Origin of the sequence: Kamptonema sp. UHCC 0994 (genome assembly GCF_029167235.1) — a bacterium.
In the GTDB taxonomy this organism is placed as follows: Bacteria; Cyanobacteriota; Cyanobacteriia; order Cyanobacteriales; family Microcoleaceae; genus Kamptonema.
The window spans coordinates 1-15,411 of sequence record NZ_JARFTR010000173.1 but is presented as its reverse complement, the minus strand read 5'-3'; the positions used below and the strand labels follow the sequence as shown (position 1 = coordinate 15,411).

The window sequence follows — 15,411 nt, the reverse complement described above, 5'->3', positions numbered from 1 at the left end:
GGCTAGGATTTAGGCTGGGAAACTACTTGACAAATTCGATTTCTTCCTTTTGCTTTGGCTTGATATAGAGCGCGATCGGCACTCTGAATTAGGGTGTCGGAAGAGGTATCAGGAAGGGGAACTACGCTGGCAATTCCGAAACTGAGAGTGATGTACGGGTTAATACGGGATTGGGGGTGGGGCAGTTTCAGTGTTTCTACGGAGGTGCGAATTGCTCTAGCGACGGCGATCGCACCTTCTATGCTTGTATTTGGCAGGAGTACGGTAAATTCTTCGCCGCCGTAACGGGCCGCTAAATCGGCAGGACGTTTGATCGATGAAGCGATCGCGCAGGCAACTCGTACTAAGCAGGTATCGCCGGCAGGATGACCGCAGCAGTCGTTATAAAGTTTAAAAAAGTCGATATCACAGATAATTAAAGATAGCGTGACTAGCTCTCTTCCACACCGCCGCCACTCCAAGTTTAAGGCGCGATTAAATTGGCGGCGGTTGGCAATTCCGGTTAGTTCATCTGTAGTCGCTAGTCGCTGCAATTTGCGGTTAGCTATCTCTAAGTGACCGTAAAGTTCTGACTGTTGAATTGCTAGCGCTACTTGATTTGCCAATTGCTGCAAAAAATCTACTTCCCACTGCTGCCACTGCCTAGAATTACTGCAATGATAAACTGCCAATATCCCCCAGAGAAGATTTTGATTTGGGGAATTAGGAAGTAAAATTTTCTCGCCATCTCCCCATTTATCTATCTCCTCATCTCCCCATTTTTCGCTATCCCACTTTCGTATTCCCAGTTCCGATGCTTGCCAAATAGGTACTGTCAAAACTGCTTTAATGTGAAATTCGGCAAACAAATTTTTGTCATCGGCATCTAGTTTTGCCACACTGATATCTTCCACTGCGACGAAAGATTCTGTATTGCTTGACCAGTCACAGGAAATAGCTAAAGGAGTATCAATATCTCTGCTGCCAACATAGGAGTTAAAAGCTCCATCAGACGCGATTGCAGAACCTTCTTCATCCTCTTGTCCTGCTTTTGTCGAACCTCGACAGCGATAAATTACAACACGGTCAGTTTTAAGAAATTGTCGCACTTCTGCTACTGTCTTATGCAGAATATTTGCTAGTTGAATAGAACCACCTGCAAAAACACTTGCCGGGAAATCAGCATAGTAATCTAAATCGCCATTAGGTAGAGAAATTGAAATAATTGAAGAGCGAATCCGCTCGATCATTCGCCCTAAAAGCCGCTCCCTTTGGGCCACTTGCCGCAAAGCTTCTTCTGTCCGCGATCTCGCGATCGCGTAATGTACAGCACGAACTAACAGTTGCCCCGAAAATCCTCTTTTTACCAGGTAATCCTGTGCTCCGCAGTGTACTGCTTCAATTGCCATATTTTCGTCATTGAGTGAAGTCAAAACGACTATTGGAGCTGTTAAAGCTTGTGCTTTCACGCTTTTGACAGTATCAATTCCAAAGCTGTCCGGTAGAGATAAATCTAATAAAATTGCGTCAAATTCTGCCTCTCCCAGACTTTTTAGCGCCAAGCTGAGGCGAGCGACTGTTTTGACCTGAACCTCAATATTACTGACTGAATCTAAAAACTCTTCTATCAGTTCGGCATCTACAGGGTCATCCTCCACCAAAAGAATTTTGAGCAATTGGTTAGGCGGAAGTACAACTTTAGCAGTGCGATCGGTGGGACGATAGATCATCAGCCTATAGAGAGTGTGTTAATACCTACCACTAACAATATACCTAAAATATGCAGATGAGTGCAAATTTTAAAAATCTTATAAGTACCTCGACATAATTAAAGCTAAAGTGCCAATGCTGAAAAAGCGCCCCGATCGGAGTCTCTTCGCTTTTGGCTTAACCCGATCCTGAATCTGAGCCTTCTACTTAAGAATCTCTCCAATCTCTTTGACTTTGTGCTAAACTAATATGGTTAAAATCACTCAGCTTATAAAAATTAACTCAAAACTCAAAATTTATAACTAATAACTCATCACTCAGGTGGTAGAGAAACAATTCCAAACCAGTAACGGCACAAAGTGTTCATCACCTCAACTAGGGCATCAAAAGTTATCGGTTTAACTATGAAAGAATTAGCACCTAAGCGGTAGCAGTGAAGGATATCTCCGTCCTGCTGTGAAGTTGTTAACACTACTATCGGAATATGGCAGAAGTTGGGATTAGACTTAATCATAGCTATAGCTTCTTTACCGTCCAACTTTGGCATATTCAAATCCAGTAAGATTAGATTGGGGTAGGGCGAATTTCTAGCATCAGTATCTCGATCGCGGCGGTACAAATAGTCTAGCAGTTTTTCACCATTTTCAACGGAGTAAAATGCGATCGCTAGTGGAACTTCTCGCAGTGCCTCCTGTACAAGAAAACAGACATCCTCGCTGTCATTAGCCATCAAAATAGTAAAGGTTTGTATCTCAGAAGTCACAGCTTTATTCACTCGCAGTGACTTTGAGGCAGCAAGCAAATTTGAATAATTATCAATTATGCGTCTGGCGACAAACCTAATCGTAGAAATAAGCTGCTTCTGCACGACAGGGTTTATTAACTGACAAAATTATCAAAAGTTTCCTGGTGATGTTTATGATAAGAGATAGTCGGCTCAGTGCTATCCGTAATCACTGGCTAGCTCTTACGTATTTATACGTAAATAATACATACCCTGTTGGTGCCGTGTAGCTTTGTGTGCTATCCCCTAACCACTAATTATACTATTTATCCAAAATTATACGGCTCTTTCGTACCTACTATGCTAGAATTTTAGTAAGTACGAAAGAGCCAGAATTACAGCTTTGGGAGTTAAACCAATAGATAAAGTTCAATAGCATAACTTTGGAGAATTGGTATTACCTCACTTTTAATTAAAATTAAATATAAATATGGGGGCGGATTCTTTGGCTTTTTGATTGATGAAGAAAAACCTGGTGAACCCACCCCTACCTTCATAATGTACTCGCTTAAGAACACTTCAAAGTTGTTATAACTAGGGCAACTTGTTGAGATGCGAGGTGAAGAGTCATGAGTTCGTCGGGACGGAGGGTGCTGGGCTGCTTCCACTGGAGGGACATTAAAGCGATCGCTTCTCCGCGATAGGCGATGGGAACAGCAAGATGGGCTTGAATTCCTGATGCCTGGTAGTGGGCAATGTCGGTCATTGCTGTATCCGCTGAGACATTGAGGGAACATTGAATAGTCTGAGTAGCGATCGCTTCTTTAACCAAAGGGTCACTTGCCAGCCAGTTGTCTACCTTCCCCCCTGCGCTGTGAGTGCCGACGGCCCCTGTTAAAGCATTTCCCTCCACAAGTTGTAAGATGCACGCATCGGCTAAAAAATTATCGCTGAAGGCCGTAGCAATGGGAGCTAAACTTGCTTCTAAGCTAGGAGAGTCCTGAGCTGTCTGCATGACAGTTGCCAGTAGTTGCGTTTGGATTTGGGCCCGGCGCAGTTCTTCCGTGCGTTGCTTAAGCAGTTCGTAAGTCTCGGCGGCCCGCTGGACTACAACCTTGAGTTCGTTCGGGTCCCAGGGCTTAGTGATATATTTATATACCTGTCCAGAGTTAATCGCGTCTACCAGGTCTTCAATATCCGTAAAACCAGTGAGGATAATTCGCACTGTGTTTGGGAACTGAGGCACAGTTTTGCTCAGAAACTCCGTTCCCTTCATTTCCGGCATTCGTTGGTCGGAGATGATGACAGCAACTTCACCTTCATAGCCTAAGACTTCCAAGGCGCGAATTCCGCTCTCAGCTTTAAGTACGTTAAAATCTCGCCGGAAAGTTCGGTAGAGGAGATCCAGATTGTCTGGTTCATCGTCTACCACCAGCATTTTAGGCTTTTTCGGTCGATTTAGGCTCATGAGCTGGCGTTTAATGTTATCTAGCTCTGGAAGGGCATTATCCATAAGAATACAATCAACTCGCCTCGGCGGATTTGGGTGAGCATTTATTTTGCAACAATAGTGACATGGTATCAAACCTAAGCTCTACTGCAAATGAGAAGTCTACTTTCGGCTTTTGCCTTTTGAGCGTCGCTAACAGAATTTTGGGTATAAACTTGATTGTCTGTTTGACGCGATCGCAGGCTAAATAAAACAGGGAGTGCAACTTCTGATTCTTGTTCCTTCTTCCTTTTTCCTTCTACTTACGTTTGCAAAAAACAACTACCGATCGCTTAATTTCTAATTCGATTATGACTCAAACACCTCAAGACTTGCCAAATTCGGACTCTCAATCTTCTACGAATGCTGTAGATGTGGAAAATTTAGTGCGATCGCTCCGCCGCAAGGAGGGCAGTTGGGTAGAATGGGGACAGGCTTGCGCTACATTGCTCAAAACTGGCTACAGTTCCAATCAGATTTTTGAACAAACAGGGTTTGAACCCGTACAGCAAAATCAGGTCAGCGTTGCCGCTCAAGTTTATACCAGTTTAGTAAATGCTAATGCTACAGAGGAAGTGCGATCGCACTTTTGGCGCAAGGGTAGCGATATTTTGTACGAGTTTCGGATTCTCACGCAAAATGAACGGGTTGCTGCTGCTACGTTGGTACTGTCTCACAACCTCGATGCTGACGACGCGCACGAAATAGCCAAAGCTGTCAAGGAATTTTCCCGCATTCGGCCACCAGCAGGATTTACTAATGATGCGGGGGACGCGGTTGCTTACCAGTGTTGGAAATTGGCGAGGGAGAAAAGTGATTTACAAGAGCGATCGCGCCTGATCGCACGGGGTTTAAAATTAGCTGCAAGTCCCACTGCGCGGCAACAAATCGAACAACTACTAACTGATTTTACCGTAGTTCCCAAGCGTACTGCCCCCCGGTTGCCAATTTATCGCGTCGAAGATGAGGAAGATTTACCTCGGATCGTACCTGTTGCCGGTCAAATGCCGATCGCCACTACAGACTGGGAAGCGGTTCCCCTGACTGAGAAAACAGGGCCCTTTCAACTGATCAAATTTTCGGGTACTGGCGCTTGGATAACCGTCCCTGGTTGGCAAGTGATTAGGAAAGCTGAAGATCCCGTCGCAGTTTTGGCAAATAGCGATCGCTTTCCCACACCCCTAGAAGGCAAACCTGAAGAAGTATTAATTATCGCCGACCGCGCTCAAAGACAGTGGGATATTGATAGTTATTTCCTCATAGATAATGGAGGCAATTTAGAATTACAGTGGTTTGAAGAAATTCCCGATATCAAGCTTTTAGCAAAAGTTATCTTAGTGATGCGTCCGAAAAGAATTATTGAGGAAGATTCTGTTAAAGATGGATGGTCGATTGATGAATAAATTGTTAATTGTTAACTGTTAACTGTTAACTGTTAACTGTTAACTGTTAATTGTTAACTGTTAACTGTTAACTGTTAATTGTTAACTGTTAACTGTTATATATAGCACGTCTAAATGAGTTGTGCAAATATTGTAGGGGTAGTGCCCCCGTGCCTACCCCCATCATTCGCGGATGATTCTCAAACCCTTAATTCTCTTCCCTTCTTCCTCTTCTTCCCTAGCCCCTAGCCCCTAGCCCCTAGCCCCTAGCTATAACTTTTGTTGTAAAAAATCCTGTGCAACTTGTCCAGCATCTAGTTGTTTCCCATCAACTTGATAATTGAGTTTTCGCATATCTTCCTCCGAGATTTTCCCGGCTAATTCATTCAGAACTTCACGCAATTCTGGGTATTTTGCCAAAATTGCAGAACGCACAACTGGGGCAGCTTCATAGGGGGGGAAATATTGCTTATCATCCTTAAGAACAACTAAACTCAGACTTTCTATTAACCCATCAGTAGAGTTACCAGCAATGACATCTACTTGTTTTTCTTTAAGTGCTTGGTACAGTAATCCTAATAACATTTCTTTCGGTTCTTCTGCAAACTTTAGCCCGTAAGTTTTAGCTAATCCCGGAAAACCATCTTTCCTTTCTTTAAACTCTGGGCCAAAACCTGCCCGCAACTTTGGTGCAGCTTTGCCAAGTTGAGAAAGGGTTTGCAAATTAAGTTTTTTTGCATCGTCACCCCGGATAATAATTGCGAAACTGTTATTAAATCCCAGAGGTTCTGTCCACTCTAATTCAAACTGCTTTGCATATTCTTGCTTGATATAAGTGTAAACTTTTTTTGGGTCAGAAATCGGTTTTTGTTTGAGAATGTTAGCAAAAGCAGTACCAGTATATTCTACATATAAGTCAACTTTACCAGCTACTAGAGATTGATGGCAAAGAGTTCCACCTAAATTAAGTTCGCGTTTTACTTGTATATCTGTCTTGGCTTCAATGTGACGGGCTAAAATTTCTACTAAAATAACTTGTTCCGTAAAATCTTTTGAACAAATAACAATCTGTTTTTGGGAAATAGAAGTGCAGCCTGCGGTACTGAATAATAAAAACAGCGATAAGATAGAGGATAAAAAACAGCTTTTTGAGGTTGTGGTCATTGTACTCCAGTAAAATCTAAAATTGTAGGTTTTGCCTTTATACTCATCTGTCATAGTTGGGATCTATTTTGAGCGAGTAGTGTAACATCTATTTTATAGATCCAGCATTAAAACTATGATACCTCCAATTGTAGCAATCAGCGACATTCTCAGCCAGCAACAACAGTTTTTTGCAACTGGTAAAACCAAAGACTTAAGCTTTCGGATTGCACAGCTTAAGCGTCTCAAAGAAGCTATCTCTTTGAATCAACCACAGATTGTCGAAGCTGTCAAGGCTGACCTCAACAGGCCAGAGTTCGAGGCTTATTTTGAAATAGCAACAGTCTCAGAAGTTAACTATGCCATTAAGCACCTGAAATCTTGGGTAAAACCGAAAAAAGTATCAACTTCCATCGATCAATTTCCCGCCTCTGCCAGCATTTATCCCGAACCGAAGGGAGTTGTACTGATTATTGGGCCTTGGAATTACCCTTTCCAGTTAATGATATCACCTTTAGTGGGTGCGATCGCAGCGGGCAACTGCACTATCCTCAAACCCTCTGAAATAGCTGCTTATACCTCGGCATTAGTGGCAGAAATAATTTCCCAAAACTTCGATCCTGCTTATATTGCAGCAGTTGAGGGAGGAGTAGAAATTAGTCAACAGTTACTAGCAGAAAAATTTGACCATATCTTCTTTACCGGTGGCACTAAAATTGGTCAGGTAGTCATGGAAGCAGCAGCGAAACATTTAACACCAGTAACTTTGGAGTTAGGAGGGAAAAGTCCTTGTATTGTAGACTCAGAAATTCAGATTGAATATACAGCAAAAAGGATTGCTTGGGGCAAATTTATCAATGCTGGTCAAACTTGTATTGCCCCTGATTACTTATTAGTCGATCGAAAGGTTAAGCCAGATTTATTGAGGGCAATTAAGGCATCAATTCAAGAGTTTTACGGCGACGATCCCGCAAAAAGTCCTGATTATTGCCGAATCATCAATCAAAGACATTTGGGACGTTTGGCGGAATTTCTCAAAGAGGGAGAATTGATTGCAGGTGGCGCAATAAATCTAGAGGATAGATATATTTCTCCGACGGTAATAGACGGAATTTCTTGGGATTCGCCTGTGATGAAAGAAGAGATTTTTGGGCCGATTTTGCCCGTGTTAGAATATGATGATTTAGGGGATGCGATCGCTAAAATTAATGCTCGTCCCAAACCTTTAGCTTTGTATTTTTTCTCTAAAAATAAAGAAAAACAAGAGCGAGTTTTACGAGAAACTTCATCAGGAGGAGTCTGTATTAACGATACTGTGATGCAATTCGGAGTGACATTTTTGCCTTTTGGAGGAGTTGGAGATAGCGGAATTGGTAGCTATCATGGCAAAGCAAGTTTTGATACTTTTTCTCATTACAAAAGTGTTCTCAAAAAATCATTTCTACTTGATTTGAAATGGCGGTATGCTCCTTATAAGGGCAAGGTGGATTTGATTAAAAAAATGCTCGGTTGATACAAGTTACCGATTTCAGCTATAGCAATAGCTTTAACCGGAGTTTGGGTTAACCCGAACTCTGGTTATTTAATGCCATCGATTTTGTTTTATAGAAGACTAGATTAAATTCCAAAGGAATTGGGAGTCACTATCTCTAGGCTATCTAATTCCTTGAAAGGAAGTTCCTTTCTCTCCTTAGTGTAACCTTCCGAGGCAAACTGGGGCAAAATTTCATTGCTAAAAGCCTCTGCTGCTTTTGAGCGGTAGCGGTTGGGATTGTAAATCAAAGATAAAATTCTAGTTACTACAACTTGATCGACTTGGCTCTTATGAAGTACATTCATCTGCAACTCTTTTTCAATAGCTGAAACGGAGACAAATGCAGCACCTAAACCTGACTGGACAGCATTTTTAATCGCTTCAATTGAATTGAGTTCCATTTCAATTTTTAAACGGCGAGTATCGATGCCACAGCGACCCAAAACTTGGTCAATGACTTTGCGAATTGTTGATTGAGAATCTAGGGAAATAAACTGCAATTTATAAAGGTCTTCTTTTGGTATTGCTTCAGTTTTCGCTAGAGGATGAGAGACGGGTAGAATCAGAGCCAGTTCATCCTCAGCGTAAGGAATGATTTGTAAAGAATCTTGAAGCTCAGTAGGAATTTCGCCGCCAACGATCGCAAGGTCAATTTGCCCGTTAGCGACACTCCAAGCTGTGCGGCGAGTAGAATGAACGATCAATTGTACCGCTACATTTGGATACAGTTCGCGAAACATCCCAATCATGCGAGGGAGAAGATATGTCCCAGTAGTTTGAGATGCACCCACGATCAGAGTACCACCTTGAAGATTTTGCAGATCCTCAATAGCTCGACAGGTTTCCTGACAAAGGGATAAAACCTTCTCGCCATAACTGAGTAAGAGATGGCCCGCTTCCGTGAGTTGAGCTCGTCGCCCACCTCTGTCAAATAGGGGGACATCCAATTGTCGCTCTAAGTTTTGCACCTGTAAACTGACGGCTGGCTGGGATACATAGAGACTATCAGCGGCCCGCTTGAAGCTACCTTCAGAGGCGATCGCTTTGAGAATGCGTAACTGATCTAAAGTGAAAGGAAGGTCAGACATATTGCTTAACCTGAAACGTGCGAGGATTTGGCAGTAGAAATGGGAAACCGTTGATGGGGAATTGAGCAAAACGTCTGTTGGGTCAGCCTACAGGTAGCGGATACCCGTACACCTGAAATTTCAGACAATTCTGACGATCCAACCCCGATACTGCATACCCCATTCCCCACAACCGCTCTTTTAGATACTTTCTGACACAACGAGAGCGAAGAATCAATAAGTTTCTTTAATAGTGACAACAATGATACAGGACTGGCTGACTCCCAGCCATTTGATAATGCTGGGACTGTTACTGGGTTTCGCGATCGCCCACAGTGGTTTAGCGGCTTTACGCCCCAAGGGAGAAAAACTAATTGGCCCCCGACTCTACCGAGTTTTATTTGCCTTAGTTAGCATCCCTCTAGCGACAGTTTTAATTATTTATTTCTTCAACCATCGCTACGACGGTTTGCAACTGTGGCAGTTACAGGGTGTACCCACAGTTAAACCTTTAGTTTGGACTCTTTCAGCGATTTCATTCTTATTTCTCTATCCCGCCACCTTCAACCTACTAGAAATCGCGGCGATCCAAAAGCCCCAAGTTCACCTCTATGAAACGGGCATTATCCGTATTACCCGACATCCCCAAATGGTGGGTCAGGTAATTTGGTGTATCGCCCACACCCTCTGGATTGGCACTAGCTTCACCCTCCTCACCTCTATCGGGTTAGTGCTCCATCACCTGTTTGCAGTGTGGCATGGGGACAGACGGATGCGGGATCGTTATGGCGAATCTTTTGAAGCCTTAACATCTCGAACTTCAGTGATTCCATTTTTGGCGATACTTCAAAATCGTCAAACCCTTGACATTTGGGAGTTTTTACGCCCTGCTTACTTGGGTGTAGCAATTTTTACCTTAATTTTGTGGAAAATTCATCCCCTATTAATTGGTGCAACAAGTAGCTTAGCCTGGTAGCATGATCCCAGAATATTAAAAGTTAATAAATCACGAGGGATCATGCTGTTGTCGGTTAGCGAGCGGACATTTACACAAGAAGTTTTTGAATCGAATACTCCCGTCCTAGTCCATTTTTGGGCTCCCTGGTGCGGGGTTTGTCGCCTGATCGACCCACTGCTAAAGCAATTTGAAGCTGACTGGGCTGGCCAAGTCAAGCTAGTAGGAATTAATGCTGACTCTAGCTTGAAACTGGCAAGCACTTATAAACTCAGCACTTTGCCAACACTGATCCTATTTGATAGAGGTAAAGTCCTGTTTCGTTTTGAACAATTCCAAGGGCGAGAGGATTTACTGCGGACTCTCGACGCTTTTATGCAGAGTTATCAACCTAGTCCTCAAATCCAAATCCTGCAACCGCAGTCAGTGGCGGTTAGGTTGTAGGCGATAGACTTTGTAACGCCGCCCTCTGGGCGGTTCCTCGGAAAGCGATCGCCTCAATTCATTGTAAGCCCAATTGAGGATATAACCAGCTAATCCCCAAATGGGTATATAACGCCGCCCTTTGGCCGGTTTCAATACCGCCCAGAGGGCGGCGTTACGTTGGTAGTTGCATAGGTCACAGTTTAAGGAAGTATTTATGCTCACCTCTGGCTGTCGTGTGTCACAATTGTTCACAGTTACGGCAACCTAAAAATAGAAAGTAAGTATCAGTCATGGAACAGCTTTATCAGTATGCGTGGCTGATTCCAGTCCTGCCACTGGCAGGCGCAATGCTAGTCGGCTTAGGGCTGATTTCCTTTAATGGAGCCACCAATAAACTCAGGCAAATTAATGCTGTGTTTATCATCTCCCTGTTGGGAGTGGCAATGGTGCTCTCTTTTGCATTGCTTTGGAGTCAAATTAATGGTCATGCGCCCTACACCCGCGTCATTGAGTGGGCATCCGCAGGTGACTTCAAACTGACTATGGGCTACACCATCGACCACTTGACGGCGGTGATGCTGGCGATCGTGACGACAGTGGCTTTGTTGGTGATGATCTACACCGACGGTTATATGGCTCACGATGACGGTTACGTGCGCTTCTACGCTTACCTGAGCATATTTAGCTCGTCGATGTTGGGTCTGGTAGTCAGCCCGAACATAGTTCAGATTTATATTTTTTGGGAATTGGTGGGTATGTGTTCGTACCTGCTGGTGGGTTTTTGGTACGATCGCAAAGCAGCGGCGGATGCTTGCCAAAAAGCTTTTGTCGCTAACCGAGTCGGCGACTTTGGCCTACTTTTGGGCATATTAGGACTTTACTGGGCAACTGGTAGTTTTGATTTTGAAGTAATGGGCGATCGCCTCCACAGTCTGATCGAATCTGGTACTTTGAGCGTTGCGATCGCTACTATCTTCGGCATCCTTGTATTTTTAGGCCCAGCCGCAAAATCGGCTCAATTTCCCCTGCACGTTTGGCTTCCAGACGCAATGGAAGGCCCAACGCCGATCTCTGCCTTGATCCACGCCGCAACGATGGTAGCAGCCGGCGTTTTCCTCATTGCTCGGATGTATCCAGTATTTGAAGCTGTACCCTCGGTGATGACACTGATCGCCTACACGGGTTGTTTCACAGCATTTCTAGGCGCGAGCATCGCCATCACCCAAAATGACATCAAAAAAGGCTTGGCCTACTCTACCATTTCCCAATTGGGCTATATGGTAATGGCGATGGGCGTTGGAGCCTATAGCGCTGGACTTTTCCACTTGATGACCCACGCTTATTTTAAGGCGATGCTGTTCCTGTGCTCCGGCTCAGTAATTCACGGCATGGAAGCAGTTGTCGGCCATAACCCCGCTCTCGCTCAAGATATGAGGATGATGGGAGGATTGCGGAAGTATATGCCAATTACGGCTGGATGCTTCTTTATTGGCAATTTAGCCATCTGCGGAATTCCGCCTTTTGCTGGTTTCTGGTCGAAAGATGAGATTCTAAGTAAGGCTTTTGAAGCTAATCCTGCTCTGTGGATTGTGGGCTGGATTACGGCCGGCATGACTGCTTTTTATATGTTTCGGATGTATTTCAGCACCTTTGAGGGCGAATTCCGAGGCAATAATCAGGCAATTAAGCAGCAACTTCTGCAACCAATGATGCCTGCTATGGCTTTCGGGCCCGGTGCGATGCACGTCAAGGAATTGGAACACTCCCATGATGAGCATTCTGACGATCGCGGAGAGCATGGACACAGCCATTCCCCTCACGAATCGCCGCTAACTATGGCACTTCCTCTGATGGTTTTGGCGATACCTTCGATGTTGATTGGTTTTGTGGGTACGCCATTTGCGAATTATTTTGAGGAGTTTGTTCACGCTCCCGGAGAAGTGCTAGAAACAGCCCATGAATTCGATTTGACGGAGTTCTTGATTATGGGGGGAAGTTCCGTTGGTATTGCTTTAATTGGCATTACTTTGGCTTCTCTGATGTATCTAAGCCGGAAGATTGACGCAGGCGCGATCGCAGAAAAAATCAAGCCACTTTATGAGTTTTCCCTCAATAAATGGTACTTGGATGATATTAATGATCGGCTCTTTGTTCAAGGTAGCCGTCGTTTAGCTCGGCAAGTCATGGAAGTCGATTTTAAAGTTGTCGATGGTCTAGTCAATTTGACTGGTTTCGTGACGCTAATTAGTGGCGAAGCTTTGAAGTATTTTGAAAACGGCCGCGCTCAATTTTATGCCCTGATTGTGTTTGTCGCAGTCTTGGGTTTTGTGGTTGTTTCTGGAATTAGTTAACAGTTAACGGTTAACGGTTAACGGTTAACTGTTAACGGTTAACTGTTAACGGTTAATGGTTAACCGTTAACTGATTATGATGAAACTTCCTTCTTCCCTTCTTCCCTCTTCCCTAGCCCCTAGCCCCTAGCCCCTAGCCCCTTCTTAATGCAATGGATACAGCAAATTTTCCCTGGCTAACAACCGTCATCTTGTTTCCTATTATCGCATCGCTGTTTATTCCGATCATTCCTGATAAGGATGGCAAGACGGTGCGCTGGTATGCCCTGATTGTCGGATTAATTGATTTTGCCCTGATTGTCTGCGCTTTCTACACAGGGTATGACATTAATAACCCAGGACTGCAATTAGTAGAAAGTTACTCTTGGGTTCCCCAAATTGACTTAAGGTGGTCTGTGGGTGCTGATGGCTTGTCAATGCCGCTGATTTTGCTAACTGGTTTTATTACTACTTTGGCAATTTTAGCTGCTTGGCCGGTAACTTTTAAGCCCAAGCTTTTCTACTTTTTGATGTTGGCAATGTACGGCGGCCAAATTGCAGTTTTTGCCGTACAGGATATGCTGTTCTTTTTCTTAGTTTGGGAACTGGAATTAGTACCAGTTTACCTGATTTTGTCAATTTGGGGCGGCAAAAAACGGCTCTATGCTGCTACTAAGTTTATCCTCTATACAGCCCTTGGTTCCCTGTTTATTTTGGTGGCGGCGTTGGCGATGGCCTTTTATGGCGATACCGTTACCTTTGATATGCGGGCAATTGCCAATAAGGATATCGGCCTAACTTTGCAGTTGTGGTTATACGGGGGTTTCCTAATAGCTTATGGCGTAAAGTTGCCAATTTTTCCGCTACATACTTGGCTGCCAGATGCTCATGGTGAAGCGACGGCTCCAGCTCATATGTTGCTGGCGGGTATTCTGTTAAAAATGGGTGGCTATGCTTTGTTTCGGATGAATGCCGGAATGCTGCCAGATGCCCATGCTATTTTTGCACCGATGTTGGTGATTTTGGGGGTAGTAAATATCATTTACGCTGCCCTTACTTCCTTTGCTCAACGGAACTTAAAACGAAAGATTGCCTATTCTTCAATTTCCCACATGGGGTTTGTATTGATTGGCCTGGGTTCGTTTACAGAGTTGGGCATGAGTGGTGCAGTTTTACAAATGGTTTCGCACGGTTTAATCGGGGCGAGTTTGTTCTTTTTAGTTGGTTGTACCTACGACCGCACTCACACGCTAATGCTCGATGAAATGGGCGGTGTGGGTAAGAAAATGAAGAAAGTTTTTGCGATGTGGACTGCTTGCTCAATGGCATCTTTGGCATTGCCGGGAATGAGCGGTTTTGTAGCAGAATTAATGGTCTTTGTAGGTTTTGCTACAAGTGATGCTTACAACCCTGTATTTAAGATTTGTGTGGTATGTTTAGCGGCGGTTGGGGTGATTTTAACTCCGATTTATCTGCTATCTATGCTGCGAGAAATTCTTTACGGGCCTGAGAATAAGTCTTTGGTGGAACATGAGGTTCTAGTTGATGCGGAACCGCGAGAGGTGTTTATTATTGCCTGTCTATTGGTTCCCATTATTGGGATTGGTTTGTATCCAAAGATTTTGACTCAGGTTTATGATGCAACTACTGTGCAGTTGACGGCGAGGTTGCGAGATTCTGTGCCTTCTTTGGTGGCTAAGGCTGCTAGTGAAAAAATGGTTTCTCTCAGGGCTCCGGTGATTGAAAGTCACCAGTAATGCTGCCCTCCGGGCGATAATTGAACCGCCCAGACGGCGGCTTTAGAATTAGAAATCGGGCGATTAAAATCGCTACTACATAAACGAAGTCCGCCTACGCGGACTTTTTTATGGGTTGAATTAATCAATCAATTTACCTGGATAGGTGCTGGATTTAAACTGGGATTATTAACTCTTTTGATCAGTTCTTGTCTAGCTTGTTCGGGAGTTTGACCTTTGGGAACTTGATACAATAATCTACAGGAACCATCTTGAGAATTAGCTGCACAAATAATCGATTGTCCACTTTGAGATTTAGTTACTGTAATAATATTATTCCAATTTCCTTGCTGACGATAACTATTAAGAATTCCTGACACTCGCGTACATCTAGTTATAGCATCCTCTCCTGATTCAGAGAAATAGTTATCAGCTACCCACAAGATAACAGGAATATTCTTGCCTTCTTGGGTAGCAATTGTAGCGGGATTACTACTAGAAGTACCGCAGAAGAATGTAGCAGTTTGACCGATAGCGGGACTACTTGCTAGAGCGAAACTTGCAAAGGCAATCGCTGAGGCGGTAAGAACTGATTTTAGGTGTTGAATCATTATGTAGTAACAAGTGCTGTCAGTTAAGATTACTATTAGTCTAAAAAATTAAGCAATATTGTTGCCGGGAAGATTAGGTATTTAGGAAAATAAATAAAAATTTATTGTGGAAAACCTTACATACCTTATCCCTAAAGGTATTGACGTGCCAAGCAGTTGAGGTGTAATAATTGATTAACTCCCTTAAGTTCGGTCGCAATATTTCCTGACCGTAAAGCTGGCAAATTTTTGATCCATGTTACATAATAAATGTGTAAGTTCTATTTAAATTAGGACTTACGCATTTATTATGTAACGCCGCCATCTTGGCGGTGAGTTTACCGCC

Annotated in this window: 13 protein-coding genes; 6 read left to right on the top strand and 7 right to left on the bottom strand. The window is 43.7% G+C overall.

The window, feature by feature from the left end; translation table 11 throughout:
• Positions 1-2 precede the first annotated feature (2 nt).
• From PY364_RS16260 to PY364_RS16250, 3 genes are all read right to left on the bottom strand, one after another.
• Entirely contained in the window at positions 3-1,709 is a 1,707-nt protein-coding gene (locus PY364_RS16260; RefSeq protein WP_275524049.1) for a diguanylate cyclase, read from the bottom strand.
• A gap of 293 nt (positions 1,710-2,002) precedes the next feature.
• Positions 2,003-2,557, bottom strand: coding sequence for a response regulator (locus PY364_RS16255; protein ID WP_275524048.1), 555 nt, complete (start codon positions 2,555-2,557; stop codon positions 2,003-2,005).
• Positions 2,558-2,981: 424 nt separating this feature from the next.
• A complete protein-coding gene (locus tag PY364_RS16250; RefSeq protein WP_275524047.1) occupies positions 2,982-3,926 on the bottom strand; it encodes a response regulator in 945 nt (314 codons plus the stop codon).
• Positions 3,927-4,213: 287 nt separating this feature from the next.
• On the opposite strand from PY364_RS16250, the gene PY364_RS16245 reads away from it, so the two are divergent.
• On the top strand, positions 4,214-5,305 hold the full coding sequence (locus PY364_RS16245; RefSeq protein ID WP_275524046.1) for a RuBisCO accumulation factor 1: 1,092 nt from the start codon (positions 4,214-4,216) through the stop codon (positions 5,303-5,305).
• A gap of 249 nt (positions 5,306-5,554) precedes the next feature.
• Here the strand turns inward: PY364_RS16245 and PY364_RS16240 are convergent, their stop codons facing one another.
• A complete protein-coding gene (locus PY364_RS16240) occupies positions 5,555-6,502 on the bottom strand; it encodes a glycine betaine ABC transporter substrate-binding protein (protein ID WP_275524045.1) in 948 nt (315 codons plus the stop codon).
• 61 nt (positions 6,503-6,563) lie between these two features.
• On the opposite strand from PY364_RS16240, the gene PY364_RS16235 reads away from it, so the two are divergent.
• Complete coding sequence (locus PY364_RS16235; protein WP_275524044.1) at positions 6,564-7,940, top strand: aldehyde dehydrogenase; 1,377 nt, start codon at positions 6,564-6,566, stop codon at positions 7,938-7,940.
• A 104-nt stretch (positions 7,941-8,044) separates the two neighbouring features.
• On the opposite strand, the gene PY364_RS16230 is transcribed toward PY364_RS16235, so the two are convergent.
• Positions 8,045-9,049 (bottom strand): LysR family transcriptional regulator, encoded by a 1,005-nt coding sequence (locus PY364_RS16230; RefSeq protein WP_275524043.1) that lies wholly within the window; start codon positions 9,047-9,049, stop codon positions 8,045-8,047.
• Positions 9,050-9,290: 241 nt separating this feature from the next.
• Between PY364_RS16230 and PY364_RS16225 the strand changes: the two genes are divergently transcribed.
• Together PY364_RS16225 and PY364_RS16220 are read left to right on the top strand one after the other, a co-directional pair.
• Positions 9,291-10,004, top strand: a complete 714-nt coding sequence (locus PY364_RS16225) for an NnrU family protein (RefSeq protein ID WP_275524041.1) — start codon at positions 9,291-9,293, stop codon at positions 10,002-10,004.
• 42 nt (positions 10,005-10,046) lie between these two features.
• On the top strand, positions 10,047-10,427 hold the full coding sequence (locus tag PY364_RS16220) for a thioredoxin domain-containing protein (RefSeq protein ID WP_275524040.1): 381 nt from the start codon (positions 10,047-10,049) through the stop codon (positions 10,425-10,427).
• On the opposite strand, the gene PY364_RS16215 is transcribed toward PY364_RS16220, so the two are convergent.
• The gene (locus PY364_RS16215; RefSeq protein ID WP_275524039.1) at positions 10,407-10,661 is read right to left on the bottom strand and encodes a hypothetical protein; all 255 of its coding nucleotides are present in this window, start codon (positions 10,659-10,661) and stop codon (positions 10,407-10,409) included. The two genes, PY364_RS16220 and PY364_RS16215, sit on opposite strands and share 21 nt — an antisense overlap.
• Before the next feature lie 38 nt (positions 10,662-10,699).
• Here PY364_RS16215 and PY364_RS16210 point away from each other — a divergent pair, with 38 nt between their 5' ends.
• Together PY364_RS16210 and ndhD1 are read left to right on the top strand one after the other, a co-directional pair.
• On the top strand, positions 10,700-12,760 hold the full coding sequence (locus PY364_RS16210; protein WP_275524037.1) for an NAD(P)H-quinone oxidoreductase subunit 5: 2,061 nt from the start codon (positions 10,700-10,702) through the stop codon (positions 12,758-12,760).
• Positions 12,761-12,912: 152 nt separating this feature from the next.
• Positions 12,913-14,496: a photosynthetic/respiratory NAD(P)H-quinone oxidoreductase subunit D1 gene (gene ndhD1, locus PY364_RS16205; protein ID WP_275524035.1), complete on the top strand. Its 1,584-nt coding sequence runs from the start codon at positions 12,913-12,915 to the stop codon at positions 14,494-14,496.
• A gap of 128 nt (positions 14,497-14,624) precedes the next feature.
• On the opposite strand, the gene PY364_RS16200 is transcribed toward ndhD1, so the two are convergent.
• The gene (locus tag PY364_RS16200; RefSeq protein ID WP_275524033.1) at positions 14,625-15,086 is read right to left on the bottom strand and encodes a COP23 domain-containing protein; all 462 of its coding nucleotides are present in this window, start codon (positions 15,084-15,086) and stop codon (positions 14,625-14,627) included.
• Between the last annotated feature and the right edge of the window lie 325 nt (positions 15,087-15,411).